15 protein-coding genes and 1 pseudogene are annotated in these 15163 nt (G+C 44.4%); 5 read left to right on the top strand and 11 right to left on the bottom strand.

Annotation, left to right across the window (positions count from 1 at the left end; all coding sequences use genetic code 11):
* Positions 1-229 precede the first annotated feature (229 nt).
* Together ACO6VE_RS01025 and ACO6VE_RS01030 are read left to right on the top strand one after the other, a co-directional pair.
* Positions 230-535 carry a hypothetical protein gene (locus ACO6VE_RS01025; RefSeq protein WP_422459254.1) on the top strand — a complete coding sequence of 102 codons (306 nt, stop codon included), beginning with the start codon at positions 230-232 and terminating at the stop codon, positions 533-535.
* Positions 536-662: 127 nt separating this feature from the next.
* Entirely contained in the window at positions 663-1439 is a 777-nt protein-coding gene (locus tag ACO6VE_RS01030; protein WP_422459256.1) for a hypothetical protein, read from the top strand.
* A gap of 116 nt (positions 1440-1555) precedes the next feature.
* Here the strand turns inward: ACO6VE_RS01030 and ACO6VE_RS01035 are convergent, their stop codons facing one another.
* Together ACO6VE_RS01035 and ACO6VE_RS01040 are read right to left on the bottom strand one after the other, a co-directional pair.
* On the bottom strand, positions 1556-5041 hold the full coding sequence (locus ACO6VE_RS01035; protein WP_422459258.1) for a hypothetical protein: 3486 nt from the start codon (positions 5039-5041) through the stop codon (positions 1556-1558).
* Positions 5041-5400 carry a hypothetical protein gene (locus ACO6VE_RS01040; protein ID WP_422459260.1) on the bottom strand — a complete coding sequence of 120 codons (360 nt, stop codon included), beginning with the start codon at positions 5398-5400 and terminating at the stop codon, positions 5041-5043. The genes ACO6VE_RS01035 and ACO6VE_RS01040 overlap by 1 nt, the downstream gene beginning before the upstream one ends.
* Positions 5401-5589: 189 nt before the next feature.
* Between ACO6VE_RS01040 and ACO6VE_RS01045 the strand changes: the two genes are divergently transcribed.
* Positions 5590-6930, top strand: coding sequence for a DUF6035 family protein (locus tag ACO6VE_RS01045; protein WP_422459262.1), 1341 nt, complete (start codon positions 5590-5592; stop codon positions 6928-6930).
* Between the two features lie 71 nt (positions 6931-7001).
* Here the strand turns inward: ACO6VE_RS01045 and ACO6VE_RS01050 are convergent, their stop codons facing one another.
* Positions 7002-7277, bottom strand: coding sequence for a hypothetical protein (locus ACO6VE_RS01050; protein WP_422459264.1), 276 nt, complete (start codon positions 7275-7277; stop codon positions 7002-7004).
* 75 nt (positions 7278-7352) lie between these two features.
* Between ACO6VE_RS01050 and ACO6VE_RS01055 the strand changes: the two are divergent.
* A pseudogene (locus ACO6VE_RS01055) lies at positions 7353-7784 on the top strand (solute carrier family 23 protein); the annotation flags it as partial.
* Between the two features lie 159 nt (positions 7785-7943).
* On the opposite strand, the gene ACO6VE_RS01060 reads toward ACO6VE_RS01055, so the two are convergent.
* The 5 genes from ACO6VE_RS01060 to ACO6VE_RS01080 all read right to left on the bottom strand — a co-directional run bounded on the left by ACO6VE_RS01060 (position 7944) and on the right by ACO6VE_RS01080 (position 10113).
* Positions 7944-8288 (bottom strand): STAS domain-containing protein, encoded by a 345-nt coding sequence (locus ACO6VE_RS01060; protein WP_422449402.1) that lies wholly within the window; start codon positions 8286-8288, stop codon positions 7944-7946.
* A gap of 186 nt (positions 8289-8474) precedes the next feature.
* The gene (locus ACO6VE_RS01065) at positions 8475-8834 is read right to left on the bottom strand and encodes a hypothetical protein (protein WP_422449400.1); all 360 of its coding nucleotides are present in this window, start codon (positions 8832-8834) and stop codon (positions 8475-8477) included.
* Between the two features lie 9 nt (positions 8835-8843).
* On the bottom strand, positions 8844-9293 hold the full coding sequence (locus ACO6VE_RS01070) for a hypothetical protein (RefSeq protein ID WP_422459266.1): 450 nt from the start codon (positions 9291-9293) through the stop codon (positions 8844-8846).
* A gap of 7 nt (positions 9294-9300) precedes the next feature.
* Positions 9301-9666 carry a hypothetical protein gene (locus ACO6VE_RS01075; protein ID WP_422459268.1) on the bottom strand — a complete coding sequence of 122 codons (366 nt, stop codon included), beginning with the start codon at positions 9664-9666 and terminating at the stop codon, positions 9301-9303.
* 231 nt (positions 9667-9897) lie between these two features.
* The gene (locus tag ACO6VE_RS01080) at positions 9898-10113 is read right to left on the bottom strand and encodes a hypothetical protein (RefSeq protein ID WP_422459270.1); all 216 of its coding nucleotides are present in this window, start codon (positions 10111-10113) and stop codon (positions 9898-9900) included.
* Positions 10114-10294: 181 nt separating this feature from the next.
* Here ACO6VE_RS01080 and nhaC point away from each other — a divergent pair, with 181 nt between their 5' ends.
* The gene (gene nhaC, locus ACO6VE_RS01085; protein ID WP_422459272.1) at positions 10295-11722 is read left to right on the top strand and encodes a Na+/H+ antiporter NhaC; all 1428 of its coding nucleotides are present in this window, start codon (positions 10295-10297) and stop codon (positions 11720-11722) included.
* Between the two features lie 251 nt (positions 11723-11973).
* Here the strand turns inward: nhaC and ACO6VE_RS01090 are convergent, their stop codons facing one another.
* The 3 genes from ACO6VE_RS01090 to ACO6VE_RS01100 form a co-directional block, all read right to left on the bottom strand.
* Complete coding sequence (locus ACO6VE_RS01090; protein WP_422449390.1) at positions 11974-12978, bottom strand: phospholipase A; 1005 nt, start codon at positions 12976-12978, stop codon at positions 11974-11976.
* Positions 12979-13156: 178 nt separating this feature from the next.
* A complete protein-coding gene (locus ACO6VE_RS01095) occupies positions 13157-14524 on the bottom strand; it encodes an MFS transporter (protein WP_422449388.1) in 1368 nt (455 codons plus the stop codon).
* Positions 14473-14907, bottom strand: coding sequence for a YybH family protein (locus ACO6VE_RS01100; RefSeq protein WP_422449386.1), 435 nt, complete (start codon positions 14905-14907; stop codon positions 14473-14475). The genes ACO6VE_RS01095 and ACO6VE_RS01100 overlap by 52 nt, the downstream gene beginning before the upstream one ends.
* Positions 14908-15163: the final 256 nt, after the last annotated feature.

Below are 15163 nucleotides of genomic sequence, written 5' to 3' on the forward strand. Positions count from 1 at the left end.
TGCTTAAGAAAGGGAAATAGTTACGTTACCGTTACGATTCTGGTGTCGTGAACATGAATTCTGGAGTCGTGAACGCGATTCTGGAAATCGGGCAAAAATGTTCACGATCAGCCAGAATCCATGTTCACGCCTGGCCAGAATTCGTGTTCACGCTTTGCCAGAATGAGCGTTCACGATTAGCCAGAATATGCACGGAAACACTGTTAATCTGGAATATCTGAAGATCAAAGTGGATGGTGACGAAATCTTTAATAGAAAAGCAACGAGTGCAGATAAAGAGTGGACATACGTCCATGGAAGTCTTAATGGAGACTTGTATGGTAGGTGGTGGTTGAATCCAGAACAGTTTGAGTATTTGTCTAGTAAATTGGCTGCTGGAAATAGAGTTGTCTACAAGGTTGGCTATAGAAAAACTGGAACCACTGATAAACTAGGAATTAATGTATACTCAAGTCATGAAGATTACACAAAGTCTGCTTCTCTGAAGGGATCAGCCAAAGCAATCAAAGAATTCAAGTCTCTTTGTAAGTTCTAATCGTACGGGGAGCACAGCCTCCCCTCAGCTTTCTTCTAAAATTCCTCCCCGTTATACCCTTCCATTCTAAAATACACTTCCACTCTCTTGTATACTCCTCTCATTCCCAGTCAACAAGACTAATCCCATGAAAATCAATCTGTTCCCCTCCGCAGACCCAAACGACACCAACATTATTGCTATTCCAGGTACCAAAAATACCCAAATGTGGGAAGATTGGTTCAATGACAACATCATAGAGTCGTATGGTGATGAAGGCTACCCAGTCATAGAATATGAAGGTCAGAAACTTGCATTTATCGAAGGAACCACATTTGTAACGGGAATGATTGTTTGTGCCTTCAAACGAGTTGTTGATGACGATTTGTTTCCTTGGGATTCTCACTCTGTTGAATTATTCAAGAAAGAGATGGAAGGAAGGGAAGCAGTTCGTACAGCAGTTTATGGGGTAGTCAAAGACCAAATTGCCAATAATGACTACGAAAGTGCATTTGCAGCAGTAATTTTGAATCCTGAAATGATGTCATGCGAGTATCCACTTTCTATAATGAAGCTACTGGATGAGTCTCAATTAGAATCCAAGAAAGCATTCAGCGAGAAGATTAGCTTTGAGGAATTCGAAAATCTAGCGTATAGGGACTTATCCAAAGCGATTATTAAGGAATCTATTACGAGACACAGAGACGAGTTAATAGCAGAAAATCCAACTCCCCTAACGTTCTACAAATGGATGGACAATAACAAGGATTATGAGTGGGATGAGGTATTACTTGAGTGCAGATACGGAGAATTGACTGAACCTTCGTACATAGGCGCAACTGATAATATGACTGATTTCGAAGTGGTTCAGAATATGATGAAATTCGCCATGACTGACGAAGAACGTAAACAGGTTGATCAGTAAACTTCACCTCACTCAAGGCATGGGTGCCACAACTATCGACTTCTCCTTCATTGTTTTCACCGAATGGTCGCCAAAGAAGTCATTTACTAGTCAGCTGACACTGAAAAAGCTGGTCTTTAAAGACCAGCTTTTTCCATTTGTCGAGGCAGAAGCTTCAAATAAATCATAGCTCTTAGATCAGCCTTTGAAAGCATTTCTCCTACTTCGAAGAGATATTCTATTGCGCCAGCTGTGCTATAACCTGCTGGGGTTTTGCAGTTAGTCAGTCTGAGCAAACAGGATACTCCCTTCATTGCTAGATTTTCAGGCATTTCTTTTAGCATTAGTTTTATGAAGCGAATGATCGTTACAATATCTATTCCATCATCGGTAATTGAGCTTAAAATATTGCTGAGAATATACTCAGCCCCTAGTTTCTGATCCTCAGCTCTGAGATATAGAGTCATCAAAATTGATAGAATTTCAATGTTTTGTTGGGTTTTGCTGGGTACTGGTATTAAATTTCGGCAAACAAACTCAAAATACTCGGCACTTTCATCCTGTTTCATCAACCATGTTAGAACATAGGTTGGTGTCACTTCTGATAAATACAGTCCGGTGTTTAAGTTTACAAAGTGCTTAGAGAACTCATCCTTTGTGATGTGGTGGTCTTCTGTTCTCAGTTGCATCACCTGCAACGATGAAACAGTGATGATGTCAAACCTCTGGGCAAATGCTTGAAGGTTGGCATCGTCAGTGACCAAAAATCTGTCTTTGTGTCCATGACAGGCGATCAGTGTATCTCTAGTCGTTTGGTCGATACACTCAAGAATCTTTTTGTCTTCATCTTCAAATTCAAACGCAGGGATGCTTTCTAACTCAGTTATATGACCATTCTCAGTTAATTCTAAGAACTCATTACACAGATTAATCCAGTGGTCTTTTTCTCCCTGAGTTTTATCTTCTAGTCTCAGCCTGTCATTGTCCAAGTCCCAACTTGCATACATTCCTTCGTTGCCAGAAGATTGTGCCAAGTGCTTTTCGTAGTTAATTTCTCTAGTGATTGATGGTACAACAGCCACATCTCCCCAAAGTCTGCGAAGAACATCATTTTGCTGAGATAGGAAAACTAAGCTTCCGAGCACAGTCAAGTCGATGACTGCATACTTTAGGTCAGAAATTTTATTGGCTGTATCATCATCGATAGTACTGCTAGTCGATATCCTCTTCTCGTGGTTCTTAATCAACAGATGCAACCAACCCTTCAAAGCTCCGCCACGGAATGACAGGGCAGTGAGGCATGGTAGGTGCTTGTCGATTATGAAACCTTCCAGTCTTTCTTGCGCTTCTGCGGACTCCTTTAGCAAGTCAAAGATAGGCTTGACTTTTTCATCATCAGAGCCTGTTTCGGGAAGGCTTAACTGATGAAGTTGACCGGGACTTTTCCGCTTTGGGAGTTCTGTCTGTGCATATCGGTATGCCCATAGCTGAGGGGAATAGATAGAAGTGATAGTGACCTCGCCAATAGCCTCGTTGGAAATCTCATCACCAACCCCTTTCCCGATGAGATCAACAGCTAACTCATCTTCTGACGAATATATTTCGGAGACCTTAGAAATATCAATAAAGTCGTCATCAATAAGTATTCTTTTTCCATCACTAAGCTCAACAGCCGAGTGGTTACTAACGACTTTATGTTGTTCCCACTGTAGATCATCGTTCTTGGATATGTGGTTAAGAATTGCCAATTGATAGGCTTCTAAAACTTCACCTCTGCGTGGGTTTTCATGAATGAGTCTGTACCATTCAGGAAGGGTATCCTCAGGTGGAAGGGTATGGGATAGTATGGTTAGATATGTTAATCGATAAGATAAGTGACCTTTGGGTCGAAACCCCCACTTTCTGATGTATTTGTGGAACTCCATTTCCCATTCTCGCTGCTGCATGTTGACTTGCAGCCAGTATATTTTGAACGGAAGGGCATCATTGTCATTAATTTTACCCAAAACTGTTTCAATTGCTTTTTTGAGCTTCTTTGAGTTCTGGGTTACATGGATATAATTAAGGTGCGCCAGTTTTAGCGGTAAATAAGACTCAATGGGAGCGCCATTATCGAACTGGTCATACCACAGTTTCATCTCTCGGCGGCTTTTTTCCTTTTCAAGTGCTGCCATGAAATTACAGAATGCTGGTCCGAACCCTGCGCCAACTTCCTTAAATATGCTATCAAATATATTGATTGCCGTTTTGTGATTGCCGCATAGACACAACGAAGTGGCTTTTGTAAGTTGCTCTCTTATATCAGCCGCTCGGTAGCTGGTTAAATACTCTACAGATGCCTTCTTTTCTTGCTCACCGCCTGCTCTATAACGATGGACTGCTATTTGCGATGCATAATGAAAGTCTTCAATGTCACTGAGTGGATTAGTTGACTCGGAGTTGAAGATGGTACTATCAGGTAAACTGTCAGGTTGTACTTTGCTGGCCTTTTCCCATTCATCAAGATTAAAAAGTACCACAGTATGAAAATGAGCCAGTTCCTTTTGGTCTGACTCTGGTAGAGACTCTATCAGCACTAAAGCAGACTTATAATCCCCAGCTTCTTGGTAACAATTGAGCAGATTCCTGATGCATCCGATGGGTAGACTCGAAAGAGTAAGCTGCTCATATAGGTCAATGGCTTTGGTTGGTTTGTAAAGTAAGGCATTGACAGATGCCAGTGTATTTATTGCATCAAGGTACGAATATCCTTCCTTGTTTGTTGCATCCACAATGGCCTGAACTTTGCCTTCAATGGCTGATAGCTGCTTATACTTCTTGATGGGGAGATGCACCCCCTCGATTACGGAGCCATCCTTTATTATTTCGTTGATTTCAATATGCAGAGCGAAAAGTGATATTTTTAGGTTGTTCACTTTTTGGCGCTGCGTGTCAAGTAATGGTGCAATGGCACGCTTCGCTAATGCATAATCTTTCTGATTAAACGCATATGCAGCAAGTGAAGAAAGAGCATAATGGTAGTGCTGGTTTGATGTTTTATCCTTATCATCTAACCAGTTGGCTATGTTTTCAGCAGCTTTTTGTGATAGCTCAGCTTCTTGGGATTCTACTGCAACAGCTTGGATGGTTGGGTTGTCTGGATACGATAAAATTGCACCAAAAATTTTATCTCTGGCCTGCCTCTTTAAGGCTTCATTTCCAGATAAAAAGCAGATCAGGGAATGCCATGCAGACAGCTCTTTTAGCTCTTTGTCGGTGTCTGACAACGCATCATACCAATCAATACCCTCTTGATAGGCTGATGTAGTCCAGCAGTAACTTAGATAACTACTCCCGATAGACCGTTTTCTGTCTCCGTCGTAAGCGGCAAAGCTCTCAGGCTGTACAAGAGGTCTGATCACCTTTCCAGCATCATCCCATTCCTCTCTTGCAGCGGCTTTCTGAAAATCAGATAGATAGTCATCCGTTAGAGCCGCTGGTACAGTTGCCCCCTGTATGTACACCGTGCTGTATGTTACGCTGCCATTGTTGGTGCCTATGCTGTTGACTTGCGTTGCCGAACCTGCTTCTCCAACTGCCTGTAGGTTCTCAACGTCATTAATGAATAATTTTTCGTCACCCATTAAGCAGCACCAAAGCTTGCCAGTAAGCCCCCGACTGTTGAGTATAATGATTGGGCACTGGCAGCTACGCCAGCCAACTTGTGGCCTGAGTCAATCCAGCCTTGAACCTTGCCAGAAAGTGTATTGATGACGTTCTGTTTATCTGCCTTTGGATCAGCAAGCTCTGCTTCAGCTTCGGAGATGATCTGCTCCAGCTCTTGGGTGTGTTCGCCAGCACTGTGCTTGCTCAGCACATCCTTGATGGCAGCAATTAGACGGATGGTGTCATCTACGGAAATGCCGTTGTTCTGGACTACATTTCCTTCGACTTTCTCGATAATCTGTGCGTTGCCGTTTACATTGTTGATCGTTATCGCCATTTGCAAACCTTCAGTTGTATATGGTGAAAATATTGACTGTAGAGGGCTATTTTCCTATAAACTTGCATGGTCGTACAAGGACGACCATCGTCATGTACTCACCTGCCAAGAGGTTCTCGAAAAAATGCTCAGAGGTCAGTAAAGTTAGGGTATTCCGTCTTTTGTGGTTATTGTTAGGTGTTCAGAAAAATGAGCAAGCTTTACACGGTTGAGGAGGTGTTAGACCTCAAGACAGGCAATATCTACCCTGCTGATTATTATTTGCTCAGAGGTCAGTATTACCTTGACAATCTGCGTGAAGAGCTTGAGATAAGCCTGCAAAGTAAAGAAAGTCCGGGGACATTGGTATGTAGTAAGTGTTTGCAGAAGCTGAAGGTTCGTCGTGATATCGTGATGAAAAACGGACAGCCTCGAAAAGCCCATTTTGCTCACTACCAAGATATTGACAATGATTGCCCTTACAAGACAGATCGACATTTCTCAAAAGAAGAAATGCGCTTAATGACTTTTGCGAACGTTAAGGAATCTGATGCACATAAACAAATGAAGTATAGGCTGCGCCATGCCTTATCGGTTGACCTAGAGTTTGAAGATATAAAGCAAGAAGAACACATCAAAGCTACGGAAGATAAAAACTTTCGCAGACCTGATGTGAGTGCTTTCTACGATTCACAAAAAGTCGTTTTTGAAGTACAGCTAACAACTACTTTTCTCGATGTGATTGTTGGTAGGAATGAGTTTTACCGGAAGGAAAATATTCAAATTCTTTGGGTGTTTCAACGGTTTAATCCCGAAAGTACAGTACAAACAGAGAACGATATTTTTAATACCAATAAAACTAATGCATTTGTGTTTGATGAGGAAGCATATAACCTCTCTATACAGCAGAAGAAACTACATTTCTGGTGCTACTACTTGAGACCTTACCTCTCCGGGGCAAAAATACACGAGGTATGGGAAAAGCAAATGGTAACATTTGATCAGCTAAACGTAGATGACAAAAAGACTCGCCTCTATTACTTTGATTACGATCAAGCTATGGATTTACTGAAAGCTGATTTGAATGCTGCAATTATTAGGGAGGAATTCCATGATTACTTTTGCAACATCAGGCAGATATCAGACGTAAACTTACAGCCTCGTGATATTGAGATTTTTCAGAAGCTCAAGGGATACACAGGTCTTGATGCTACTGTTTATGACACCCAGTTTGGAAAGAAACTTGATAGAAACTTAGTTTGGCTCCTAACTCTTTTGTACTCTGCAAAATTGGGTAGTAGAGTGCAAGGGAGAAGTAATCTCAAAACTTTAACTGCACAGGTATTTATATCTCCTGCGCTGCACCAATTCTTTCATGCATACGCCTATCTATGTAATTACTACAATCACGACTTCCACCACAAGACGTATCGCGAAAGAAGGGAAGAGTTAAGGAAGGAGTTGGCTCCAGCCAAGCAGAACAGGCGATATGACCCAATAATCAAGTTTCTTTTTCCGGAATTAATACAGACAAAATATTTTTCAGAGTAAGATTCTACCTGATAATTATCGTTGACTTGGTGTTGTTCTGATAGTTTGCTTCGACATTTTCTTTATTAACCTTAATCCGGCATGGAAGCCACTACTTTGTTCTTTTCCTCCCCGATAACCTTCTTAATCTCAGAATTTCCCATCTCTCTATACTCAAAGCATTTCCCGATAATTGGTAGCTTCTCTGCTATGCGATTTTGCAGGACGCTCACTATGTCTGTTGAATCCAGTTTCAGGTATGTATAGGTGAACAGTAATTCGTCTATCAGCTCCTCTGAAATGTCTCCAAGCAGGAGGTCAGTGAACAGCTGCTCAACTCCTACTACATCACCCTTCAAAATATTCATAACACACTCCAACCCTTGCAGCCCAACGGACATAAGCATAGTCTAATACTGGAATAAAAGGGTTTACTTACCAACCCAAATACTACCTATTCCGAAGTCACGGGTGCGGTGATGCTCACCAAAGCCTACAACCCCGCTATTATGACCTGGGCCGCAGTCATTGCTATTGGTGTGGCGTTTATCGGTAAAATTGGTGGATTCCTGTCAACCATTCCAGTGCCGGTGATGGGCGGTATTATGATGCTGCTATTTGGCTCCATTGCCGTTGTTGGCCTTAACTCGCTGATTAAGGCAAGGGTTGACCTGGGACAGCCCCGCAACCTGGTGATTGTCTCTATCGTGCTGGTATTTGGTATCGGTAATATGGGCATTTCACTGGGTGAATTTTCACTGAAGGGCGTCAGTCTTTGCGCACTGACTGCAGTCATTCTGAATTTGCTGCTACCCCATCGTGCCGGGGAAGATAGATACCAGTCTGCTGAAGTTGGCAAAGAAGACGTTGCCTGAGAAGCGGAAACAGGCGGTACTGTTGTTAAGTAGTTAACCAAATGAAATCATATATTTCTGACTAAGTTGTCAGTCACTCTGCGGCGTTGCAACTGCCCACTTAGCCAGAAATATACGATTCCATTTGGCCAACTACTTAAGTGCCGCCGTTATTATGGATCAGGCTGATGCCGGTTGTTTTTTTTGATTCTGCTCCTGCGTGTTCATCTGGATAAAATACGTAATGCCGCATAACTCCATCAGTGAGGCAACATTGTTGGGTACGTTATATAGCGAGAGATAGAAATGTCCTGCCAGTTGTACCTGACAATGAAGGAGTAATTGCAACCCATCGCTACTGATGCTTTTGAGCAGGGTGCAATCCAGCACAATATGGCTGGTGTCGATTCTGGTGGCATTCTCTACAGCATTCTCCAGAATTTGGATGGTACTGGCATTAAGATCGCCATCCAGAATAATCAGTGTGTAATTTTGATAGCTTTCGAGATTAATGGTTAATTCCATACTCCTTCTCCCGGTGTGATCCCTTAATGATCGAAATAGTAAGGGCTGGGGCTTTGTTTTTGCATAACACTCTGGTTACAGGGTCTGACAATATTGCCAGGCCATAGTTCATTTCAGGAGGTTTTTTTTGTGAGGAATGTTTTGCGGTAATTGGTTGAAATATAAATTATTTTTTAGCTTGACAAATCAGTCCCATGCCAGGTTCGAAGCTTTTTCGTACATCTTGAGCTTGGCTTCCAATTGTTTTACACGAGCTTCTTTATCTCGAAGCTCCAGTTGATAAAGATCATTACACTGGAGTCTCCCCGGTCCGCCAAATTTATACACGAGCTTCACACCAAACTTATTATTATCTCTTACGCTATTGTTGTGCCCTCTTTCATACTGATTATCGTAATCATCATTTCCCATTTCAGCATAGGTCTCCACACTCCATGGAGAATCATCAGCATCGAAAGAACAGGAGATTCCATCAGCAGTACGAATCGAGTCAGCAAATACATGCATGGAAAGCGTCATAGCGGCAATAGCAATAAGTTTCTTCATTTGTCTCTCTTACTTGTGCTGAACTGTCAGAGTGATGATCGCGTCATACGTTCCTGCTTTGACATCTGTCCGTTCGATATGTACGAACTGAGCTGTAGCAAGATACACTTTGTCTGATTTCAGATTGCTGAAATCAGCACCGTCGCCTATCTTGCTGGATTTTGAGCCAATACCCATATAGAGATCATCTTCAAGATTATTAACAGGTTGACCCGATGGAGTATTCAGGGATTCCAATTCGACATGGACAGTCAATGTTTCTCCTGTATTGGAAATAACTTTGAATGCCGTTGGATTGGAAGCAGCTTCTCCTTTGAAGCGAAGAGCACCTTGTGCATCGGTAATTTCGATTCCATACATTGGATCAACGTCAGTAGAGAACTGCATTTGATTATCATCGAGAGCCATTGCAGAAGCAGAAATGAAAAGTGTTGCAGCGAAAATTGATTTGATGTTCATGATTTCATCAAATAATGAATACGAGATCAGCGTTGGTACAAACACGAGTCCTGAATAGATCACGCTCACCGGGGATCGAAACAGAACAGATTTGAAACCTCTGTGGCTTATTTGATGTTTTGAATATAAGAGGTACATCAATCTTCCTGGTGGAATGAGCCTGGATCACTCCAGTTGTATCAATCACTTCACCATCCACAGTGATTTCATAGTCAGACGATTTTGACATCGATGACACTTTGATCTCTACTGTTGTGACTCGTGTCATTCGAATCGCTTCTTCGATATTGTCTTTGCCACCAATGTGAATGGGACTTTGTGTCTGGGCAAAAACAGAAGACGAGAACATCAATGCTAAAAATAATTTTTTCATTATTAATCAGGGGATTTTTCTTCCCTTCTCCTTGGATTCAAGAGCCATTTCAGAATCAGCTGGATCGATAGAAGTGGCCAGTATGGTGGCAACAAAAGCGATTTAAAGTTGTTTTTCTTAAATTACATATACAATTCCACAAGTAATAAGTTCACTAAATTTGAACGGTGATTTTATCATCTTGATTAATAAAACAATATTTACATTACTTATGAGTCTTATCAGTCACGACTACGCGAGATCCTTCAAGTCAATAACAATGGATGTTGTTCGGGTGGCGACCCGGGCAAAATCCAGCTCAGGCCCTGTATCGTACTGCAATGGTGGTGGCTTCAGAGGGTTAACCGATGTTGCCACCAAGGGAAATCCACTGGAGCCTTCTCTCTGCCGCCAGCGCAGGGAGACCAGGCTGGCATGGATGGTGTCTGCCTGTGGATAAGTGATCACGCCTGACGGTTGTTGAAGAGGATCCCGATTATCGTCCAGCAGAGTAATATTTTTGTCATTACACTTGCTAAATAGATTGATTGGGATATAAAACGATCAAATTCTTAAAAATAACGTATTTCATACTGGGAAATAGATATTTATATCTGGCTATTCGCCCAGTATCCAAAGGAGTTCTGGTTTGGCTGTATCGACTTCGGCAGAAACGTCATGGAAAGAGCCCGGTTTTCTCCATGCTTTTATCACCCTTGCTGCAATCATTGGCGTCATCAGTGTCGGGCTTTTTGTTCTGGAAACCAGCCTGCACAGCTTGATTCTGTTGTCCCTGATGATCGCTTCCATCAGCGCCTTTGCCCTTGGCTATGACTTTCGTGCCATTCGGGGTGCCATGAATGCCGGGATTAGCGGAGCGCTGACGGCGATTTATATTTTTATTCTGATCGGGGTACTGATTGCCGCGTTTATTCAAAGCGGTACGCTGGCAACATTGATTTACTACGGTATTGAATTTGTCAGTCCGGCGCTTTTCCTGCCTGCCGGGTTGCTTCTCTGTAGCCTGATGTCCCTGGCCACCGGTACCAGCTGGGGAACGGTTGGCACCATGGGGGTTGTCCTGATGGGGATCGGGACCACCATGGGCATACCCGCTCCCCTGGTTGCCGGAATGGTTATCTCCGGTGCCTGCTTTGGTGACAAGATGTCACCGGTTTCCGATACCACTAACCTGGCTGCCATGACCTCAAGGGTTGATCTCTACTCCCATATTCAGAGCATGCTGTTTACTACAGGACCGGCCTATTTGTTGGCCCTGGTGATATTCTCGCTGATGGGGCTCGGTTACGCTGAGAACCCGCTGCCCGCTGAACAGTTGTTCGCCATGCAGGAGGCTTTAAAGGATACCTTCACGATCAATGGCCTGACTTTGTTACCGCTGATCGTTATGTTGCTGCTCAGTATGGCCCGTGTTGCAGCTGAACCCAGCATGATGGTGGCATCTTCTGTTGCGGTGGTGCTGGCTATCGTCCTGCAGGATCAGAGTCTGCCCGCGGTGCTTAACAGCCTTTATGGCGGCGGCACGGTTGCGACAGGCCTGGAGAGCCTGGATGCATTGCTTGGACGAGGGGGGATCACCTCAATGATGTGGACACTGTCATTATCTCTTATGGCCCTGGCACTGGGTGGCATTCTGGAGCGTTGCCGTTTTTTGCGGGTGCTTATTCAAACGATTGTGATAAAAATAACCAGGGCATCCACTCTGGTTGCGACCACTGTTATTGCCTGCTTCACGGGCAATCTGACCATGGGGGAAGCTTACATATCGATCATATTGGGTGGTCAGCTGTTCAGTGAAGCCTATGATCAAAAGGGTGTAGATCGCCGTGTGCTTTCGCGCTCTCTGGAAGAAGGGGCGACACTCACCACAGCGCTTATACCCTGGACTACCGGAGGTGCGTTTTTTGCCTCGACCCTGGGTGTTGCCGTGATTGAGTATGCGCCCTGGGCTCTTTTAAACTGGCTCAGTCCGGTTCTTGCTGTGGTACTTGCCATGGTGGGTTTTGGCCTGTTCCGCAAAGGCCAGGATCTTCAACAAACCAGTCCGGCAGTTTAAACATTTAACGGGAAGCGTTCATGGTTTCCCTTGTTTCCGGGCTAAGTAGTTGGCCAAATGGAATCGTATATTTCTGGCTAAGTGGGCAGTTGCTATGCAAGGCGCAACGCAGGGAGCATAGCCGTAGCTATGTGACCGGAGTTGCAACGCCGCACGACTGCATGGATGCAGGAGATAGAGCAACGCAGGAGCAGTTGCCGGGAGTGACTGACAACTTAGTCAGAAATATATGATTTCATTTGGTTAACTACTTATAACCAGTCGGTCAACATAACGCCAACACTTAGTCGATTAGCGCTATCGTTGTAATCAATCAGGCTTTCACCGTAGCCATTGAAGTATTGAATATAACCCCGGAATCTTTTGTTAATTGGAAATGACCAGTCCAGTTGAACGGCACCTTTGTTATCACTTCGCAAATTATTTCTTAGCGTCATGCCAAGATTGTGCTCCCGGACCTGGTAACCCAGATGCAACTCACCATGGCCCATATACTTTTCAATATCAGGGTTATCATCCCCCCGGGAACTGTTTTGCTGGCCAGGTTTTTTTTCCGGCTCCGGAATCCGCCACCAGGGTTTGATGCTCACCACAACATTGTCTCTGGAAAAAACCAACTGTGCGTAGACTCTGTTCCAGCTTCTGGAAAGTTCTCCGCTGCGGCCATTGGACTGGTGAGTCAGCCCGGCCAAAACCGCATTCAACTCAAATCCCCCGAACTGATAGCTGGTGGGGAAAACCATATACACTTCCGGTTCATGATTGGTTTCCCGAAAGGGGGCCGAGTTACTGTTATAAGCCTGCCACCAGGAGGTGTTGGTGTAGGCAACGAAGATATCACCGTAACCATTGAATACACCCTGGGCCAGGGGAGCTTTCATACTCAGTTGAAACTTGATCTCGGTGTTGGAGAAATCATCAATATTGCGGATTTCAAAGGGGCTTGGGTTAGGGCTTTTATTGTAGGAAATGGGCAGCAGGTAGTTGGGTCGGTGAGGTGTGATGGCAAACCGGTTGTCCAGAGTTTCTTCTTCTTCCTGTAACCGCTGTTCAACGACGTTATCAGTGTCTTCCGTACTTTCAGCGACAACTGTCTGGCATTGCTGGCGGATTTCAACCAGTGTCAGTGAATCATCACCTTCTTTGAGTTGTTTGTATAAACAGTCGTCATAAGCATCAGAATAGGCCGCTATTGGCAACAGGCACAGGGTTAGCGCTGGAAAAAACGTACTTTTATACCAAGTCAATGCATTCATTATTAAGCCTTGCATTTGTTATCTAAAGCTAATTTATACAGGAAATTATCCGGTTGGCTATTGATGATTACCATAAATCATTGGATGGCCTGTGTGTTAACCCGCTTTGCATTTCAGGCCAGAAAATGTTTCGACGCTCAATCCCCTGATTCAGGGAAATGTATTTTGACTGGCAGACTTAAAGGTTTCTTTCCTCATCAAACTGTTCTGTTGTCAGCTGAACGTTTGGCCAGGGAATAAACAGGGCGATCAGGCTGATCACAGCAACAAGAGAAAGGTAGATAGCCGGCCCCGTGGTATTACTGGAGTATTTAGCCAGTAATGTTGAGGTAACAGGGGCGATGCCGCCAAAAATTGCAAACCCGATATTGTAGCAGGTGGCAATGCCGGTATAGCGAATCTCCGTTGGAAAAAAACTGATCAACAATGGCGGCAGTGCACCCGATGCAGTTGCTGCCAGCAGGCCACAGATCAACAGGATCTTATTCAGTTCGGCGTCTGGAGAAGAGAAGTACTGAAACGCTGGCCAACAAGTGGTGGCGACAATAATGGCCATAATGCCAAGAATCAGTTTGTGATTTATCAGGTCGGACAGCAGCCCGAATATCAGACAGAGTGGCGATAGCATCAAAAACGCCAGGGTGGTTTGCCAGGCAACGGCTTCCCTGGGAAAACCCAGTAGCGACGAGAGGAAACCCGGCATGTAAATGCTGTAGACAGTCACGGTTGCTCCACACAGGCCTATGGTCATGAGCCCGCAGATAACTCCCCGGGTATGTTGTGTGAAAAGGAGAACAATCGGTATGGAAGCCTGTGCTTTGGTCTGGTCCAGTGCTTCGAAAAATCCGGACTCGGAGAAGTGTTTGCGAATGTGATAGCTGATGATTCCCAGGGATCCACCGATCCAGAAAGGGACACGCCAGCCCCACTCCTTCATGTCTTCTGCCGAAAGGTACATTTCAAGTATTCCGTGCACGAACGTACCGAAAGATACACCAATCATGATGGCCAGAAACAGAATGCCTATCACCAACCCGCGTCTTTCAGGTGTTGTCTCACTGAGATAGGTGATGGATCCCGGAATTTCTCCCCCCAGGGAGAACCCCTGCAGTAGTCGTAACAGGATCAGCGTGATGGGGGCTGCTGAACCTATACTGTTCCATCCGGGCAGGCAGCCCATCAATGCAGTGGTTACTGCCATCAGAAAGATGGAAAAGGTAAAGGTCTTTTTGCGGCCATAGCGGTCCCCGAAGTGGCCAAAGACAATACCACCGAGGGGACGGGTCAGGTAACCAATAGCAAAGGTAGCAAATGTGTTGATTAACGAGGTGATATGGTCTTCAGCAGGAAAAAAGTTCTCGGCAATGTAGCTGGCCATCAAGCCATATATCAGGAAATCGTAAATCTCCAGCATGCCTCCAAGTGATATGGAAGATGCCAGCTTGTATTGACTGGAAGATGCAGTAATGCATCGTTTGGGCGTTGTTTGAGTCATCAATCCGGTAGAAAGTGGGTTGGTGAAACATGCAGGTGATGGATAAGCCATCTGCCATCGTGTTTTTTAAGCAGGTGAGTGGCTCTCAGGGACTGCTCTTCTTCCAGCTTTTCTTCTCCGGGTTTTTCTTCTCCGGGTTTTCGCAGTGTGGAAAGTACCCACAGGCTCCCGGAAACAATGGTGCTTTCATCCGCATAAATCTCTTCAAGCCGGAAATTGACCGATTTGATATCAAATCGCCGGAACAGTTCTTCATACCAGAGGGTTAACTGGTCAACAGAGGTAATGGTGTCACCCTCAGCGTTCCAGAAAAGCAGACCCGGATCGGGTTGGTAGTGACCGATGATTGCGTCGAGATCCTTACGGCAATAGCTGTCAGCGATCTCTGAGAAAAACTGGTCTACCAGTCTGGTTGCCAGGTCGAGGTCAGCCATGGCTGTTTTCTCCCCTGTCAATGGAGTTCAATGGCAATCGGGTTTGGAACATCGATTAAGAATAGCCCCCGTTTTGACAGCCGAATAAAACAATATGACTGATAATGCAAAATCGATGGTTGTGTTGGAGTTAAAGCCCAGGCTTTGGAGAGGTCTTATATACCGTTAAGAAATAATGCTGCTTTCATGTGGCTGACTAAACCATCAGCATCTATCTTACTTAGCATTCCTGAGACCTGTTGCTGCGAGCATTGGA

It is taken from the genome of Endozoicomonas sp. ALB115 (genome assembly GCF_049310245.1).
In the GTDB taxonomy this organism is placed as follows: domain Bacteria; phylum Pseudomonadota; class Gammaproteobacteria; order Pseudomonadales; family Endozoicomonadaceae; genus Endozoicomonas.